This is a genomic window from Marinoscillum pacificum (assembly GCF_024714495.1).
In the GTDB taxonomy this organism is placed as follows: Bacteria; Bacteroidota; Bacteroidia; order Cytophagales; family Cyclobacteriaceae; genus Marinoscillum; species Marinoscillum pacificum.
In genome coordinates, this window is the sequence record NZ_JAMZMJ010000006.1 from 21577 (window position 1) to 39009 (window position 17433).

General features: G+C 41.8%; 1 protein-coding gene. It reads right to left on the bottom strand.

The window, feature by feature from the left end:
* Positions 1-59: 59 nt before the first annotated feature.
* Positions 60-17414: a LamG-like jellyroll fold domain-containing protein gene (locus NXS00_RS14775; protein ID WP_258099999.1), complete on the bottom strand. Its 17355-nt coding sequence runs from the start codon at positions 17412-17414 to the stop codon at positions 60-62.
* Positions 17415-17433 lie beyond the last annotated feature (19 nt).

Sequence of the window (17433 nt, forward strand, 5' to 3'; positions counted from 1 at the left end):
TATTGACAATTAAAAAGGCCTCAATTGAGGCCTTCTTATACTTCTTGGTAATCCGTATTTTAATGCTTCACAAAGACCTTAAATGTTGTGATTTTCTCTGCTCCTAAACTAGTGTCTACAAAATTTAACAAGTAGATACCGTTGGTAATCTCACTAACATCAAAATCAAATTCTAAGTCGTTACCTTTCTCAATACGCTGCTCTTTCACAACTTTACCATCCAGGTCAATCAAACGCACTGTAACATTTGAACTGAGAAGTTTACCATAGCCAATAGTTAGATAGTTATCTGCCGGGTTTGGATAAACATTGAGGTCTTTGAAGTATTTTCTGTAAAACCCGAGTCTTTCAATTTTTTCAACGACAATACCATCTTCCGTAACGGTAGCCTGAAGTATCAATGACTCTTCTTCAATTCCTCCTTCACCTATAGTGAACTCAACAAAGGAGTCTTCGTCCATCGGTATACCAGGATACTCTATATTGAAGCGGTAACGGCCGCTTTCTAATTCAGTAAACTCGAACTGCCCTTCATCGTCCGACTCCACATATGCGTAAAGTACGAACTCACCATCTTCCTCCTCTTGATCTGTTCTACCCTTAGGAACAAACCTACGTACGGAACATGCCGCCCTTTTCACTTTTCTTCTCGCTTCTATTCTGCCTCCTTCACCTTCTGGAAAATCCGACTCTACAGTTCCAGAAACTGAAGCACCCGTTGTACCTCCACCACCTTTGGCGCCTGGGTTTACGATCATGGATAAAGTCTCCGCTGAATCTCGGCGTAATCTCAATGTATCAGCAAATCTCCATCGATCATTGCTCTCAAAGTAGGTGGCTAAAAATTCATTATTGTTATTCGGAGCAACTGCGACCTTGTAATTATCTAATATCAAACCTTCAAAAACAAACGCTCCTGAAACGGTCTCACTAGTACGTTGAATAGTATCATACTTTTGCCCCACAGGTCTAATTTTCAATACTAAAGCCTCTGCAGTCGTAAATGGATCATCACCTTGATCCAGTGCAGTAATGCCGAGGGTCGCACTTGCCAGCACCTGCTGTGACTCACTCTTCAACACCAAATCTGGAACCAACTCGTTTGTCACTGAAAGTGTGTAAACACCCATTGTCTCATAATCAATACCAGATATTCCTAACGAAGATGTGGATGCTGAAGCCACCACGGCAGTATCTACCGGACTCATAAGGGTCCACTCATAAGCATTTGAGGTACCACCTACTGGAACATCAATAGTATAATCTGAACCTTCAGGAATCACCTCAGTCAGTGGAGATCCAACAAGTTGCTGATCGGAGTAATCGATTCCTACTACAGCGGTATTTTCTTCTAAATCTTCAAAAGTCAATTTATTTCCAGAAACGTCAAAGCTTGTAAGACTAGGCAAGTAGCCTTCCAGATTAGGCAATCCATCAATATCATTTCCAGAAAGATCAACATTAATCAATCCTTTAACATCCGTGATATCCTCTGGTAAACTTCCTGTTAGTCCCACTTCAGGAGCAGAAAGACCAACAACACGGTTTCCGGTGATAGTAAGCTCTGGCCAATCCTGTACGGCTAATGAAGGCCAATCACTTAGACTAGAGTTGGCGCCATCCATTGCATCGTAAACCGCTCTTAATGCTGCAGAGTCTCGTTCAATACTAGACACTCTCAACACAACCGGCTCAGTAGTAAGCTCTATAAGCGGAATTACCCCACTGGTTACTTTAGCTACATAGGTACCATCAGCAGTAAAGTTTTCAATGGCAACATCGAAACTGGCAGTTGTCTGGGCAATTGCTACACCGTTTTTCGTCCAGGTATATATGTTAGCCGACCCAGATACCGCACGATCTACTGTATAAGTTGTGCCAATTTCCTCTAATGTTCTAACCTTACTCAATACCGTCTTTTGCGGAGAAACTGTAATTTCTGCGTCTCCAAAGAACAATACTTCAAGCGATGCAAATCCCAATTTATTTTCTGAAACATCGGCAGTCGATAAAGCTATCAGATTACTTAAATCCAAAATACTGGTTATTTGATTGTCCTTTAGATTTAAAGAAGTTAATGCTTCAAGACCAGCTGTAATCGCAGGGAAATCGCCTTTCAAATTATTCGATGACAAATCAAGAGCTGTTACTCTTGTATCCGTCATAGTTACTCCTGTCCATTCAGTCAATGGAACACTCTCTTTCCAATTTACGGCTGTCCAATCAGCACCTGATAGGGCATCATATATCGAAAGAAGAGCTAAAGAATCTGCTTCTGTTTCTGGATCCTGACCTTCAGGTATATCATTAATGGTAATGGTCAATGCAAATGTTGTTGAATTAATTCCATCAGTTAACCCTATGGAAAGATCAAACTGTGTTACCAACTCAAAATCAATATCTGCAGAATCACTAACTGTAATAATTCCGTCCGTATCTCCAATAGCAAATGGCAAGTTGGAGTCCAGGTTGACATCCGTATTTCCGCTTTCTATACTCCAGGTGTATGTGGCACTTGTCGTATCTGTATCTGTGAACTCCAGAGCTACCACCTCTGAACCTGCTGTGCTATTTTCAAATAGACTCACGGCTCCAGGATCAGTTATGACCGGAGTATTATCATTCACATCTAGTATGGTAATCTCCAAAATGTGTGAGACACTATTTGATAAACTATCGGCAGCTTCTAATACCAATTCATATACATTGTCTGTGTTGGCATCGGTTGGCACTTCAAAATCAGCAGCTGTTAATAATGACAATTGGCCGTCAGTCGTGATCTCAAAACTTGCTGCATCTGATCCACTTAAAGACCATGTTACGATTTCTCCAGAAGAATAGGTATTAACAAGCGTAGTATTTTCATCTATTGAAACTAAAGTATCTCCAACTATGGAAGGAGGTATCGTATCCGCTGAAATGATAGAGAAGAGATTTCCGTCTACCAGATCTGAAGTAAACTTATTTTTAGGATCTGCAACACCAAAGCTTTCTACTGGATCATTTACATCTAAACCGATATTGAATGAACCCGAGACCACAGCATTTGAGGCAAGGGATGCACTTGTGTACAGATACACTGTACTACCCGCTGCGAATGTTTCGGTAAAACTCCACCCAACAGTAGTATCACTCAAAACGCCTAATGAGGTCGTTCCAGCAGAAGTAGCTGTTGAGAAGTCATTCGTACCCACATTATACCATAGTTCAAAACCGTCTGTCTGGAAGTCTGTAACATTGTAATCTCCATCCACATTGAAATAAATACCCTCAAAAGATGCTGGAGTACCTGTCACTGTAAATGAAGTAGCAAACACTAAGTTATCCGAAGATCCTTGATACAAATCAGATGAAGGAACATTTACAGCACTAAATTCAACATCAGGAATTTGAGCCGCAAAAATCAACTCAAACCCAGAGTTGTTGCCCGTTCCCACATGAATATCATCAGCACCGTCGCCATTGATATCCGCTAAAGCAATGCTTTGAACTCCATTAAGAATTACTTGTACCAAATCATTGAATGTACCATCACCTATACCTGTAAATATTCGTAGATCATCATTAAAATAACTCCCTGTAATGATGTCCAGATTGCCATCTCCATTAAGATCGCCGGTTACCATGGACCTTAAGTCTTTGTCACCAGCCTCCAGTGCAAGAGTAGCCTGGAATGTACCGTCTCCATTACCAGCCACATAGAACACCGATGTTGAGGTAGAGGTGTTGCTAGCTCCAGCGACAATATCCAGGTTTCCATCTTTATTAAAATCACCGGAAGAGATAGCTTGTGGTTCTGCTCCCGTTGCTAAGGTTATCATGATTGGATTATCAAAACCTGTATTGTTAACATTTCTTAAATAGACTGCAACCTGATCACTGTTTAATATGGTTACTGCTACGTCATTCAACCCATCATTATTAAAATCACCAATGGTGGCTTTTCTTCCTGTTTCTCCAGCTACTGGCAAAGCCTGAGGCGCTTCGAATGATGCACTGTCGGCGCGTTTATAAATAACACTTGCCGGACTAGTAGTATTGGTTGTTACTAATACATCATTGAGCCCATCGCCATTCAAATCACCTACACTAAGACTAGTCACTGCAGTACCGTTCACATCTCCCAATGCTTCATATGACTCATTGAACATGCCAGTCCCATCGTTATAGTTTACTCGAACAGGAAAAACTCCCGAAGAATTTGTTCTAGACGTGATGATGTCTGGGTAGCCATCAGCATTCATATCCGCCACTTCTACAAAACTGGTTCCAGTGGGAATTACAAAAAATAATCCCGTTTCATAGCCATCATTTGAGGAGTTTCTATGTTCCACCACCACATCTCCTGCATTCAATGCCAAGCGCACTCGATCCATCAAACCGTCTCCATTTACATCACCCATGGCTACATCCCACGAATAATTGGTATCAAACTGGCTAGATGTATAAGAAGTACTATTAATGAAACCTCCAAGGTGCGTCGTGTTGAGTTGGTTATTCACTCCGGCTCCAGGAGTTGCATAGGCTCTTCCCGCTAGTACGTTAACTGGTGCATAGGAAGTTGAATTTTCTGGTACGGTAAAAGAGATACTGGTACTTGTCTCAGTGTCGACTGCAACTTCTTTATTCCCAACAAACACTCTATTTCCCGTGCTTAAAAAGTCCGTACCTGATACAGAAACTGTAGAACCAACATCACCAACAGCAGGTGTAATGCTTGCAATCTGTGGTGATACTCCTGTGTTCAATACTGTCGAAACAATATTCGAGAAATTACCATTGTCTCCCACAAAGTAGATATAATAGGTTGACTCAGGTGCTAATGGACGATCAGTCTCAAAACCTCTACCTACCTCGAAAGTTAAAGTTCCAGCCGGGCTTTCAAGGTACGTATAAGCACCATATGCCGGATTACCATTCTCATCCTGACCATTGCTAATTCTGGTTGCAGAAGGAGCAGTACTAGATGTAGTTATGACATATGAGATATCAGCCACCTCAGAATTGGTCAATTGGACTTCTGCGGAAGTAGATGCTACATAATTTCTAACCACCCCACCTAATGTGGTAGGGTCAACTATAGTGAAAGTAGTAGCCTCAGACTCACAGCCAGATCCTCCACCGTCTGTAGCAACTACTGTATAACTACCAGCAGGCAAGTTACCTATGCTACTAGCAGTTGAGTCTGTCATGATTGTTGATGTGCCTACTCCATAATACCATTGATAACTAAACTCTCCTGAACCTCCTGATACTGCTGCATCTACATCAATAAACCCATTCGAACCACCAACTGTTGATGGATTTACTAGATTAGCAAAATTTGAGTCAATAATTGGGAGGTCTGGCACATCGGATATGGTGATAGACTCGACATCAACACATGTAGGTGAACCATTTAATTCTGTGACCACCGTGTAAAGACCTCCTTCGAGATCTGAGAATGTCCATGAACCCATATCAGAAGTCGACTGCAATGGAACAGCAGATGTATCTGTACCTGCGTATAATCTAAAATCAGTTAAAGACAGTGCTACTGAATCATAGACATATATACTGCCATTACCAGTAGAACAAGCAGTATTATCTAAGCCCGTCAAATAGATTCTAGGTGAACCATCATCAATATATATAGGTCCCGAGATGATATTAGAACTAACACCTCCAATTTCCGCTGAAATATCAGTATACTCACCCGCTGGTAAGCCATAAATACTAGCCCCTTCACTTACATATACGGACATGGTATCTATCACATTACCATTGTGGGTAAAGGTCAAGTTATAATCAAGGCCATAAGCTAATCCACCAATATCCATTGAACCTGAATATTCACCACAGTTATAAGCATCATAAGGATACAAATAAGTTAGGTTTGGCGGACCTATTTGAAAAATATCACTTTCGTATTCATAGCCTGTAGTTACATTAGTAACCTTGACGCGAGCACTCTCGACAATTGCGGTATCTTCAAGTGTAAATGAGTAATAGAAATAAGTACTTCCATAGAAGTTAAATGGGTTGCCAGTCTCTACTACCGAATAAGTAGTGCCACCATCATCACTATAACTAAACTCAACTATATCAGTGTCATTAATACCAAAAACCTCAAAGTCAAAATAAATACTTTCTCCTACTGTTAAATTGCCTTCAGCACTAGGCTCATAAAATGTAATGTAAGGATCTACAACAGTGAATGGTTGAGAAACCCATTCATAAGGATTGGTAAGGTTTTCTACTTTAATTACAGTATTAGCTGAAGATTGTTGAGCCACTGTATCAAACTCGTAGCTCTCTATCAAATAATCATCAAACGGATCGCCAGTCTTCAAAATAGTATAAGTGGCACCTCCATCATAGCTGATACTGATTTGTGAAAGGTCAGCTGAATTCTCAGTTTGCCCTAAATTCCATATAATCGTAAAATTTTCGCCTACAAAAAATTCATCTCCGATATACGGAGCTTCGATGTATATAGGAAAATCTACATAGACTTCTATAGAGTCCTTGTATCCCCCAGCTTGATCATCAATGTTTTCAATTTTGAGATATACATACGCTTCTTCCGCTGTGGATGCATCCCATTGATAGTTGGCTATAGTCAAATCATCGATAGTTCCTGTGGCCAATAATGAATAAGTATCGCCACCATCATAACTAGCACTTATTTCAAGATTATCAGTACCCGCATAACCGGTCGCTGAAAATTCAACATCTTGTAGTATAGATGGATCAACAAAATCAAAATTGACCGGGTTGGTGATTGATATGGATGATTGTGCTTGGGTGGTGAAAGTCCAGGCGGAGAGTGCGACTATTGCCGCAGCGGTTTTTCCAGTTAAGCTCATAACAGCGTTTTCAGGGATTAAGACGGAATATTCGGTAGCGATCTGTAATAGACCTGGTGAAAATTCTAAGACATTACCAACTACTGTTACGTCAGTTGTCACATCAAAGGTTTCCACCAAAGTTGAATCTAGCCGATCCCAAATTTCAATATTCCCCGTCCCAATTACAATATTTTGATCGAAAGTTGCCTGAATTGTGGTATTCAAAGGCACCTCTATGTCCCCTATATTGGGTAGTCTTGACACAATAACAGGTGCTTTATCAAACGCTCCAGAGGAAATCCAGTCTGTATCATCCATCGTTCCATTCAAAATTCCAGTCGACCCGCCGGTCTGATCAAACGTTTCTAACCCCAGACCTTCGTTCATCTTATAATAAAGCACCAGCCCAGAGGTGTCACCTGGAACCGGTCCATAAATATCCGAGAAATCCGATTTGACCACATTCCACACTTTGACCTCATCCACAGCTCCCTGGAAAAACTCTGTATCGAAAGCTTGACCAATTTTGAAATCGTTAGCTCCCACAAAATTGGTCATCAGTGAATCCGCTGGAGTTACATCTTCTCCATCGAGATACAATCTGGTGGCACCCGTAGCATTCTTAAATGTAACCGCAATGTGATGCCAATAATTGTCAGACACTCCAGAAGTTGCTGCCACATTATCACCAGAGTATAGATCCACTTGTAAGATGTTGCCAGCGCCAAACCCAAAATGCAAGTAACTGTTGGATGAAGGAGTGTCCCCAACGGACATAACCCAACCCGTTTCATTGATGGCATCTCGTCTTACCCACGCTTCTAATGTAAAATCCCCTGTTGTAAAGTCGTGAATATTTCCAACTGAGAGGTAATCATCAGTACCATCGAGCGCCAGGGCAGTATGCTCATATGTGTAGGTATCAGAAAAGACCTCATTGGAAGGGCCATCTCCTTGTGGACCTACCACAACAGCTCGCCACCAATAACCAGTATCCAGTGGTTGTATTGCTGTGATAAATGATGTCTGGTCTATTCCCAAACCAACTGCTTCATCTGTCCAGGTTATTTTATCATAGGATTTTTGAATCTTGTAATCTGTTTCATCACTGGCATTATCGACCCAATTGAGTGTAAATGCTCCATCTCCATGATCCAAGACTGTAAGATCAGAGGGAGCCAAAGGCGGATTGTCCACCATGGCAAAACTCCAGAAAGTGGTATCAACCAGTCCAGGATACGCCACATCTCCCAAAACAAAAGCTCCACTATCAATAGTAATTGAATAAGTTCCTCCCGTCTGAAGATTGCTAAATGACAACCAAACACTATCTGATGGCATACCATCCATCAACGCAACATTGATTGACTCCACCACAGAACTATCTGCCTGATCAATTGCATGTACAAAGCCTGAACCAGCCTGAACAGTAGTGTTGAAAACTATTGAAAAAATGGAATCCAGTGCGATATCTGTTCCATCATTGGTAGGATAAACTGCCTCGATATAGGGTTGAGGATTGTCAAGTGCTACTCCTTGAATCCAGATGCTCGTGTTATCCACATTGATTAAGTTCCCATCATAACCATTTCCAGTAGAATCACCTAAAACACTGTATCCTGGTCCCTCAGACATCGGATAATAGGTAAACAAACCTGGAGTATCAAAAGCTACCTTATGGCGATATGCTGACTTAATTTCAAAAGCCGATCTGGCAACATTCCATATTCTGAACTCATCAAAGGTGGCATCGGCATAATCTCCAGGAGTCGGACCCGAATCATATTCCATTCCAATTGACCAAAGGTCTGTGGCAGTGAATGAATAATCAGGTGTATGCGTACCAATCAGTTCCCCATTCACATACATGGATCCTGTAGTTCCATCTGTGGAATAGGCCACATGGTACCATTCTCCGAGAATGACTCCATTATAGATGATCTCGTCAGCACCACTAACACCGTCATAAATGGTGAATATTCTAGATCCTGCATTATTCTTGTAAAGGATCAACAATGAATTAGTACCGGTAGATGCATTGACAGCCAACATTCCGTCCTGTGAATTGGTGGCATCTGTTTCCATTTTGATCCACCACTCAGCCGTGAAGCTCGATTGCTCACCGGCCATGGCAGTTGCAAAACCAGATCCCAGATCTACATAATCATTGGTACCATCTAAAGCAACAGCAAAATTGCTGATTGCCTGTGCGTACAATGAAGTCCCCATGGTATCAACGGATACTGTTGCCAAATACACTTTATTTTCGTCGAAAGACCCACTGAAAGACCAGGTATCTCCGATCACATTTGCACTGTCAATCAAAGTCTTACCCTGAGGAGACAAGGAGCCATCACTTTCATACAGATGCAACTGTACCTGACCTGTATATCCTCCTAAGTTTCCTTGTAGTGTCCCAGCAATAATAGAAGCGTTAAACGTTTGGATTACTGGCGGAAGGATGCCTTTATTCAAAACAGCGCCAGAGGTACTGGGAGAGTTGGCAATAATTCCTTCAGTGTTCTCGTAAATGCTATTGTTCAGCACAAAGAAACTTTCAGTGGCACTGGTACCAGATGTAGGTAAATCAAAATCAATTGCAGGTCCATTATTATATGCAATGATGTTTTCCTGACCAGGCAGATTACCTCCAATCACTGAGAAGCTTGGCCTGTAAACTAAAGTGATCCCTCCATATCCACAACCAAAATCTTCTGTGCCAGAAACTCCCGTCCCAATAACATTGCCCTGGATTCTGGTTTCATCAGAATCAAAGTAGATGCGTATTCCCCACTGACCAGCATTGCCGATGTAGTTATTTAAGATTTGAGCCTTCGATCCGAAATTAATATGTATCCCATCAGTGCTGGAGCCATTACCCGGTGCAGAGAGGGTATCCGGCGTGAGACCAATTAAATTGCCCATTATCACTACACTATCTGGTGTACTGTTGAAAGAGATACCATGAGATGTATTTCCTGTAATCACATTATGCAACACTTGTCCATAATCCCGATTACTTATGGCAACACCGGTTCCTGAGTTTCCAAGCACTGTGCCCTGTGGTGTAATTCCGATGTAATTGTTTTGTACTATACCATAATGGCCCAAACTAGAAACTCCGTTACTGCCATTGCCAGCGATATAGTTTCTGTCTCCTTCATTTGGTCCACCAATCACTACATTGCTAATATCTGGAGCAATCCCGCCTCCAGTATTTCCAATATCTGCTCCAGAAGGGCTTACGCCAATATAGTTTCCTCGTATGTGACCATAGTTGCCCGAAGTAAATCGAATTGCCGTGAATGTGGTAGAAGCGCCATTAAATCCAATAATGTTATTTAAAACCAAAACCGAATCTGAATTTGTACCAGTTACTGCATAATTTGTCATTCCTCCAGCAGTGAGGGTGTCATAATCCACTCCAACTAAATTGCCCTGGAATACCATGTAATCAGCATTAGAAGCAGAGACCGAATTGGCAGAATTCAGAAAAATGTTGCCTCGAGATAGGTCGCCTATAATTAAGTGATGGGCAGAGTTTGCTTCTATGGCTTGATTTCCCCAGCCTTTAAATCTTAACCCATAGATTTCAACATTTTCAGCATTCACTTCTAGTCCATCATATAAGGTGTTGTTACTAGACCAATTAGAGCCATCCAAAGTAATCATCATTCCGGTGGAGGGATCCCATCCAAGCTGTGTTGATCCATCGATCACCAATGAATCATCGGTTATTGTAGGTAATAAATCAACCGGAGTGATGGTCCATGGACCTGATGACAAGATGTCAAATTGGATCGTGTCAGGACCAGGATTGATGTTCGCATATTCTATTGCTGCTCGCAAAGATCCGGCTCCATCATCCAAAGTATTGACTACAGTAGTGGAAGAAGCAGTAGTCATTGCACCCGAAACCACCCAATCTGTAGCAGCATCCATATTTGTCAGCGCACCGTCATAAGTGCTCTTGAGGTCATATAAGGTCGAGCTGCCAGTACCTTTATCAAACGGGTAATGAGCAATCAGTTCTGGGTAATCAGGATGTGAATTGTCAATACTTTGGTAGATATAATTGAACAGCGTATCCTCACTCAAGGCCTTGCCCCAGATGCGGATCTCATCCATTTGACCACTCCAGTTTTCACCTTTGGCAGCAATGGTATTGTCCTCGGAAATCACAAAATCAATACCTGTTAAGTCGGAAGTAGATGCTGGAATCGTGCCAACAAACGTTAGCGCTTGCTGTTGTCCATTTATATAGATTTTCAATCTCTCCGCATTGGTTGATTGTGTGCCGTCAAATACCATGGCGTAGTGGAACCACTCACCCGCGGTTACTACTTGAGAATAATCAAAGTACCCGTAACAATTAGTTGTTCCATTATGAACATAGCTAAACAAGTTTCCGTCACTCCAGGTACGTGCGCGAATCATGCTCGTGGTACTGGCAATTTTTCCAAACATCCCTCCAGTTACATCTAATGCATCCTGATTGAACCATCCTTCAATAGTAAATGCTGAAGTACTATTCAGCTCAGAAATGTCACCAACATTCACTTCATCATCGACACCATCAAAGTCCAGAGCCAATCCCGGAGCTACGTTTGATGACACTGCAGCATAAGTCGTGTCCGGAGCAGCGCCTCCGCCATTAAATGCCGAAACTCTGTAGAAATAATAATCAGGATCAAAAGCACCAAAATCACTGAAGGAAGTAACATCAGCCGGTTCATCTGCAACGATTATCCAGTTGAGTTTGTCTTTGGATCGCTCAATGATGTACCCAGCCTCATCGGTATCATTGTCATACCAGGAGAGGTCGACCTGAGTTGCTGGAACTAAAGTAGCAAGCAATGAATCAGGACCAAAAGTAGGAGTGATGCTTCCAGAAACGGGTAGAGAGTATTCCGATGTACCCAAAGTATCAACTGTCACCGTGGCGATGTAGCTCGTATCTACCACAAAAGCTCCGGAGAAACTCCAGTCATCACCGGTAGTATTCAAACTATCAACCAATGTTACTCCCTGATCAGAACCATTGTGCTTATAATACAGATGAATCTGTAAATCAGCATTTTTTCCAGCCAGATTTCCCTGCACAGTTCCAGAAATTGACCCTGAGGTTACTGATGTAATGATAGGAGGTTGAATCCCGTCATTGACCAATTCTGAGCCAGAGCTGTTATTTAAAAAACTAATTCCTTCCACATTGGAGAAGATGGAATTGTTGAGAATCTGATTGTAATTGGCTTTGTTCGTAGATCCCGAAACCTCAATCTGGATGGCTGGACCTCCATTGATTGCAATCACATTTTCCTGTCCCGGCAAGTTGCCGCCAATGATGTTATGATCTCCATAATCCGATATGAAAATACCACCTAGCGAATTGCCCATTAAGGCATTTACTGAATTGGTTCCAATGAAATTCCCTTGATACACATTGTAATCTGAATCCCATATCGTCTCAATTCCCCAATCATTTGAAGAGCCTACTATGGTGTTATTGATAATGGTCTTGTTGCTTCCAGCTCTCATGTAAATCCCTTCACCATTTGAGCTAAGCAAAACTAAACCTGTACTATCTGTTCCGATCAAATTTCCATCCACCAGCAGGGCATCGGTATTGTCTCTAATTACTATCTCTGAAGAAGAATTACCTGCAATTACATTGTGGAGAATAACCCCAGCTCCAAGGCTTTCAATGCCATTACTAGAGTTGGCCAATATGGATAATCCATCAGGACTAACACCCAGGAAGTTATTTTCTATCCAGGCTTCTCCGTATTGTGCAATACCATCTCCAGTATTTCCCGAAATGACATTTCTATCCAACTGAGATGGGCCACCTATAATAGCATTGGTCACAGTAGCTTCTATTTCAATACCTCCTCCAGCATTTCCCAGACCAGGATCTCCATTGGTATTTGTTCCAATATAGTTTCCTCGAATAGTAATTGAGTCTCCTGTTACCAGACGAATACCGTAATCTGATGTGAGTCCTCCAACTATGACATTGTTATAGATTTTCACTTTATTGGAAGCGTTTGTCTCGATTTGATGGCCATATTGCCCATCCAGTGTGACAGTATCTGATTCGACACCAACCAAATTGTTATAAATCTCGGTAAAATGTGACTTGCTTAGATAAATAGCATTGGACGAACTCCCAACAAAAATACACTGACTTATCCGTGCATGGTCAACCACACCATCCGATGCATCAGATATATTAATTGCATCCAACCAGTTATCCATTCGCAGACCGCTGATATCCGCAGCATAAGCATTCACATCCAACCCCATAACAGAACCACCCGGACCGGTTAGCGAAACCATGTTTCCAGTTCCAAAATCATAGCCTGGCTGCGTGGTGCCATCAATTACGGTGCTATCACCTGTGATGATCAAACTTGAGGATAATGGTATATTCCAGGGTCCACCTCCAGGTAGCGCAAATTTTATGGTATCCGTTCCAGGGTTGGTATTGGCAAAATCTATGGCCGCTTGAAGTGAACCTGCTCCGCTAGCAGCACTGTTTAGTACTAGTAAATTATAATCTGGCACATTGGCACTGAATGCATAAGAGTTGACCCAATTGGATGTATTACCTGTATAGGCAAATCCATTTAATGTTCCATCAAGTGCATTGGTTGTCATATCAATTAGAGAATCCAGCCCGGTGTTATCACCTTCCGGAAGTCCCTGATCAAAATTGTAATAAGCCACAAGATTAGGCTCATTTCCAGTTAGTGGAGTCTGAATATATTTTCTCAAACTATCTAAAGGTCGGGCTTCACTCCATACTCTTACTTCATCCATTGAGCCAGTGAAATAGGACGGAGTGGAGGCATGGCGGTAGCCTAAATGAAATGGGAGAGTGGCTGCATTGAGACTGGCAAATATTGCTGACGTGTTTTCATTGTCCAGCTGTCCATCAATGTATATTCGGAGAGCTGTTGATGGTTCATAAACTGCAGCTACATGATGCCACTGACCATCATCAATAGCCGTGATACTCGAAACAGTTTGTGATGTTGTGGCTCCATTGTTTACCGTCAATTGTATTAAACCTGTACCACCCATTTCCAAATTGGAAGCAATTCCTGCTGCAGCATCGCTATTTCGTCTACCCATTACAAAACTCTGAACAGATGGATCTTTCCTTATCCACACTTCATAAGTCAAAGCACCAGTAATCTGCAAAGCTGCAGGTGATCCCATGGCCACATAATCTCCAGCACCATCAAAATTCAATGCATTGTCCGTAAACGGTATGAAAGCCGAAGCAAACTCAGAGGTACCATTGGCATCGGTTAGTGTAACCACTATCTGGTCACCTGGAGAGCCCAACATTCCCAAATAGCTCCATGAGCCTCCAAAAGAAGAAACAGAATCTATCAAAGTTTGCCCCTGTCCATTTCCATCTCCAGAGTAGATATGAATCAAGCCATCACTTGCCACTGTACCCCCAATGGAGTCATACGCCATAAAATCGATGGAAGGAGCTGTGATTCCGCTATTAGCTTCATTAAGAACGATTCCCTGACCATTGTTATAAATACTATTCGCTTCTATAAACAATTGATCAGTGAGTGGTCCGTCTACTGAAATAGCAGCTCCGGTACTGTTAGAAATGATATTGCTATCTGGAAAACCTCCTCCAATATGTGTGTTCAATAAGTCTGACCGGTCATCTATCTGGAATCCTTTGCCATTAGGCATTGGTACACCATTGATGTTTTCTCCAATGACATTACGGAGAGCTGTCGTATTTTGCACTCCGAAAAATAGCTCAATTGCGGTTGTGGAATAATTCGCAATGTAGTTGTCTTCAATGACTGTATTGTTGGAAGTGAGATAAATGCCTTTGGTTCCAGAAGTGGCATTAGCACCTTCCTTTTTACCATCCAGGCCTATCGTATTGCCTTTTATGAGCGCTCCATTATTGACACTATTTAAGGAAATGGCCACATGACTTACATTGCCAATTAGGTTATTAAACACATAAGCACTGTCTACAAAAGAGTCTAACACTATGGCGCCTCCATTGATTGTCATCCCTGTTGAAGTAACACTGTCTTGCTGATAACCAAAATAGTTGTTTGTAATTGAAGCCAATGTGGCATCTACAAGGCCTAATACTTCATGTGTAGAACTGCTTCCCACACCACCAAACACACAGCTGTCTATTCTCAAATTTCTTAATTGACCTGTACCCGTGTTATTGGAAATGATTGTAGAGCCTGTAAATCCAGTAAATTTGAGTTTTTCTATTGTAACATCATCCGTTCCAGTTCCGGACTGAATCGTCAAAAAGTTGGTCACACTTCCATTAATGGTAATCATGTTATCCGCTGCAAAGTCGAACCCTTCTTGAGTAGATCCATCTAATGTGAAAGATGAGTTCATTGTCGGGAGTGCAGAACTAATCGTTGCTGTCCAAGGTCCACCTCCCGCATAATTGAAATCTATCCAGGTGTTTTGTGCATCAAGCGCATTGGAGAAAGTGAAGGCATCGCGCAGCGTACCCGCTCCAGAGTCAGCAGTATTGTCTACTGAATAATAACCAGCTGTTCTCATGACAGAAGTACCATCGTTAAGAGTGGTCAGGGTTGCTGAGTATGCATGGTTTCCAAAAGAGCCAGAATAAGAGAATTTTTTGCTCCCGCCATCATCAAAAATCGTCGCTTTTCCAAGGTATAACTTACCCTGATCGTTGCTACAAGTATCTGTGGATTGGTAGAGATGCACTTCGGAACCTATAGGGATGGTATCATTGACATAGCCTGTAATTTCGGTTGGCGAAATGGAGGTAAAATAAGGTGCTTCAATTCCGTTCTGAGGAACTCCTCCATATGCAGGGTCAAAACTGATACTAGCCTCACTATTGCAAGACATGGAGTTGCCAACAATTCGGTTACCTACTGAGGTATTGTACAAAACATCTACGCCGGGAGCTACAGAAGAAGCTCCATTGTGGTAGATGTAATTAGCCTCCGAAGGGTCATCCCCTCCAATGATGTTGAAACTTGCTCCCTGAGTAAGGACTATCCCAGATTTATTATTTCCCAGATCTGTCAGCGAAAAGTCTGTCCCAATATAATTTCCTTGAACACTGTTAAAATCTCCTCCTACAAATGAAATCCCTTGTGTATTGTTCGTAATCACGTTTCCCTTTCCAGGCGCACCGATTACGTTATAAGAACCCGTAGAATATAAGCCAAGATTGATGGTTTGGCTAAACCCATCAATATGTAACCCATAAACTTCTACACTGTCAGCATTAATTCGAATTCCTCCTCCATTGGTGGCATTTGGTGTACTAGATCCATCCAGAACAACCATTTGACCAGTATTGATATCCCAGCCAGTTGCAGTGGTGGCATCTATGACCATCGGTCTGGTGATAAATGGTAATACGCTTGACAGGGTAATGACGTCACCGGCATTTAAACCAGAAAAACCAATCTCAACATAAGGTTCAGTACTAGCATTCGCATCAATAATGGCTTGTCTAAGTGACCCAGCTCCTGAGTCATTGATATTGGTCACCTCAAAAGTTTGTGTGAAAGAAGATACCCATGCTGGTGTACCCGCAATAGTACCATCATTAGAATTTACCGATCGATCATATAGTGTAGTTCCTGCGTTTTCATCAAAAGAATAATAAGCTAGAAGTCCCGGTTCATTACCAATAAGTGGAGTATATCGATCTGAGAAGTCGGTTTTTGCATAATTGTAGATTTTTACCTCATCCATTAGACCGTTGAAGAAATTGGAACTCAAATTGGCACCAAACTCTAAGGGCAGAGTTAAATTTTCCATGGCTGTATAAGCAGAGCTAGTTTGATCAACTGATACGCTCACTCCATCAATGTAAATAGAAAGACCAGACTGAACTCCTGATCCGTCATAGGTACATCCAACATGATACCATTGATTCGTTGTAGGGATAAAACTGCTGGTTTCCGCATTTAAGAACCCACTCGTTGAACCATCAAATAGCGTAAATTGGATTTTATTAGTGCCTAGTAATTGAATGACATATTCTCGATCAGCAGCAACAGAACCTCTTCTTTCAATTAATGACTGACCCTGACCTAACGCATCGAAACTGACCCAAAACTCAATGCTAAAAGGACTATCAGATACTCCATCTCCGAAACTAAAAATGTCATTATCTGCGACAGAAACAAAATCGTCTAATCCATCAAAATCTATGGCATTTCCCGGATAGCTATCCACAGACCCAAATTCTACATTAGAAGCAGGAGCATTGCCAGAGGCATTGTAGGCTACTATTCGAAAATAATAGGTCGATGCGGGAGCAAATACATAAGAAGTATCATCCGCTGTAACAGTATCAATGGTAAAGGGAGAAAGGAACAAGTCGTCATCGGATCGCTGCACAATAAACCCTAACTCATCAACAGAATTATCCGTCCAGGAGAGAGATAGCTCAGTAGTTCCGGTTTTATATACAATAAGGTTTGATGCAGCATTTGGTACTTGTGCCCATAGCATCGACGATACAATTAGCAGAAAACTGCTAACTAGAATTTTCTTGGCGGTGAATTTCATAGTTTGGTCAGTGTGCTCG

Bases quoted from the DNA above. Each gene is read 5' to 3' on its own strand.
- NXS00_RS14775 (WP_258099999.1), bottom strand. From the start codon at position 17,414: ATGAAATTCACCGCCAAGAAAATTCTAGTTAGCAGTTTTCTGCTAATT.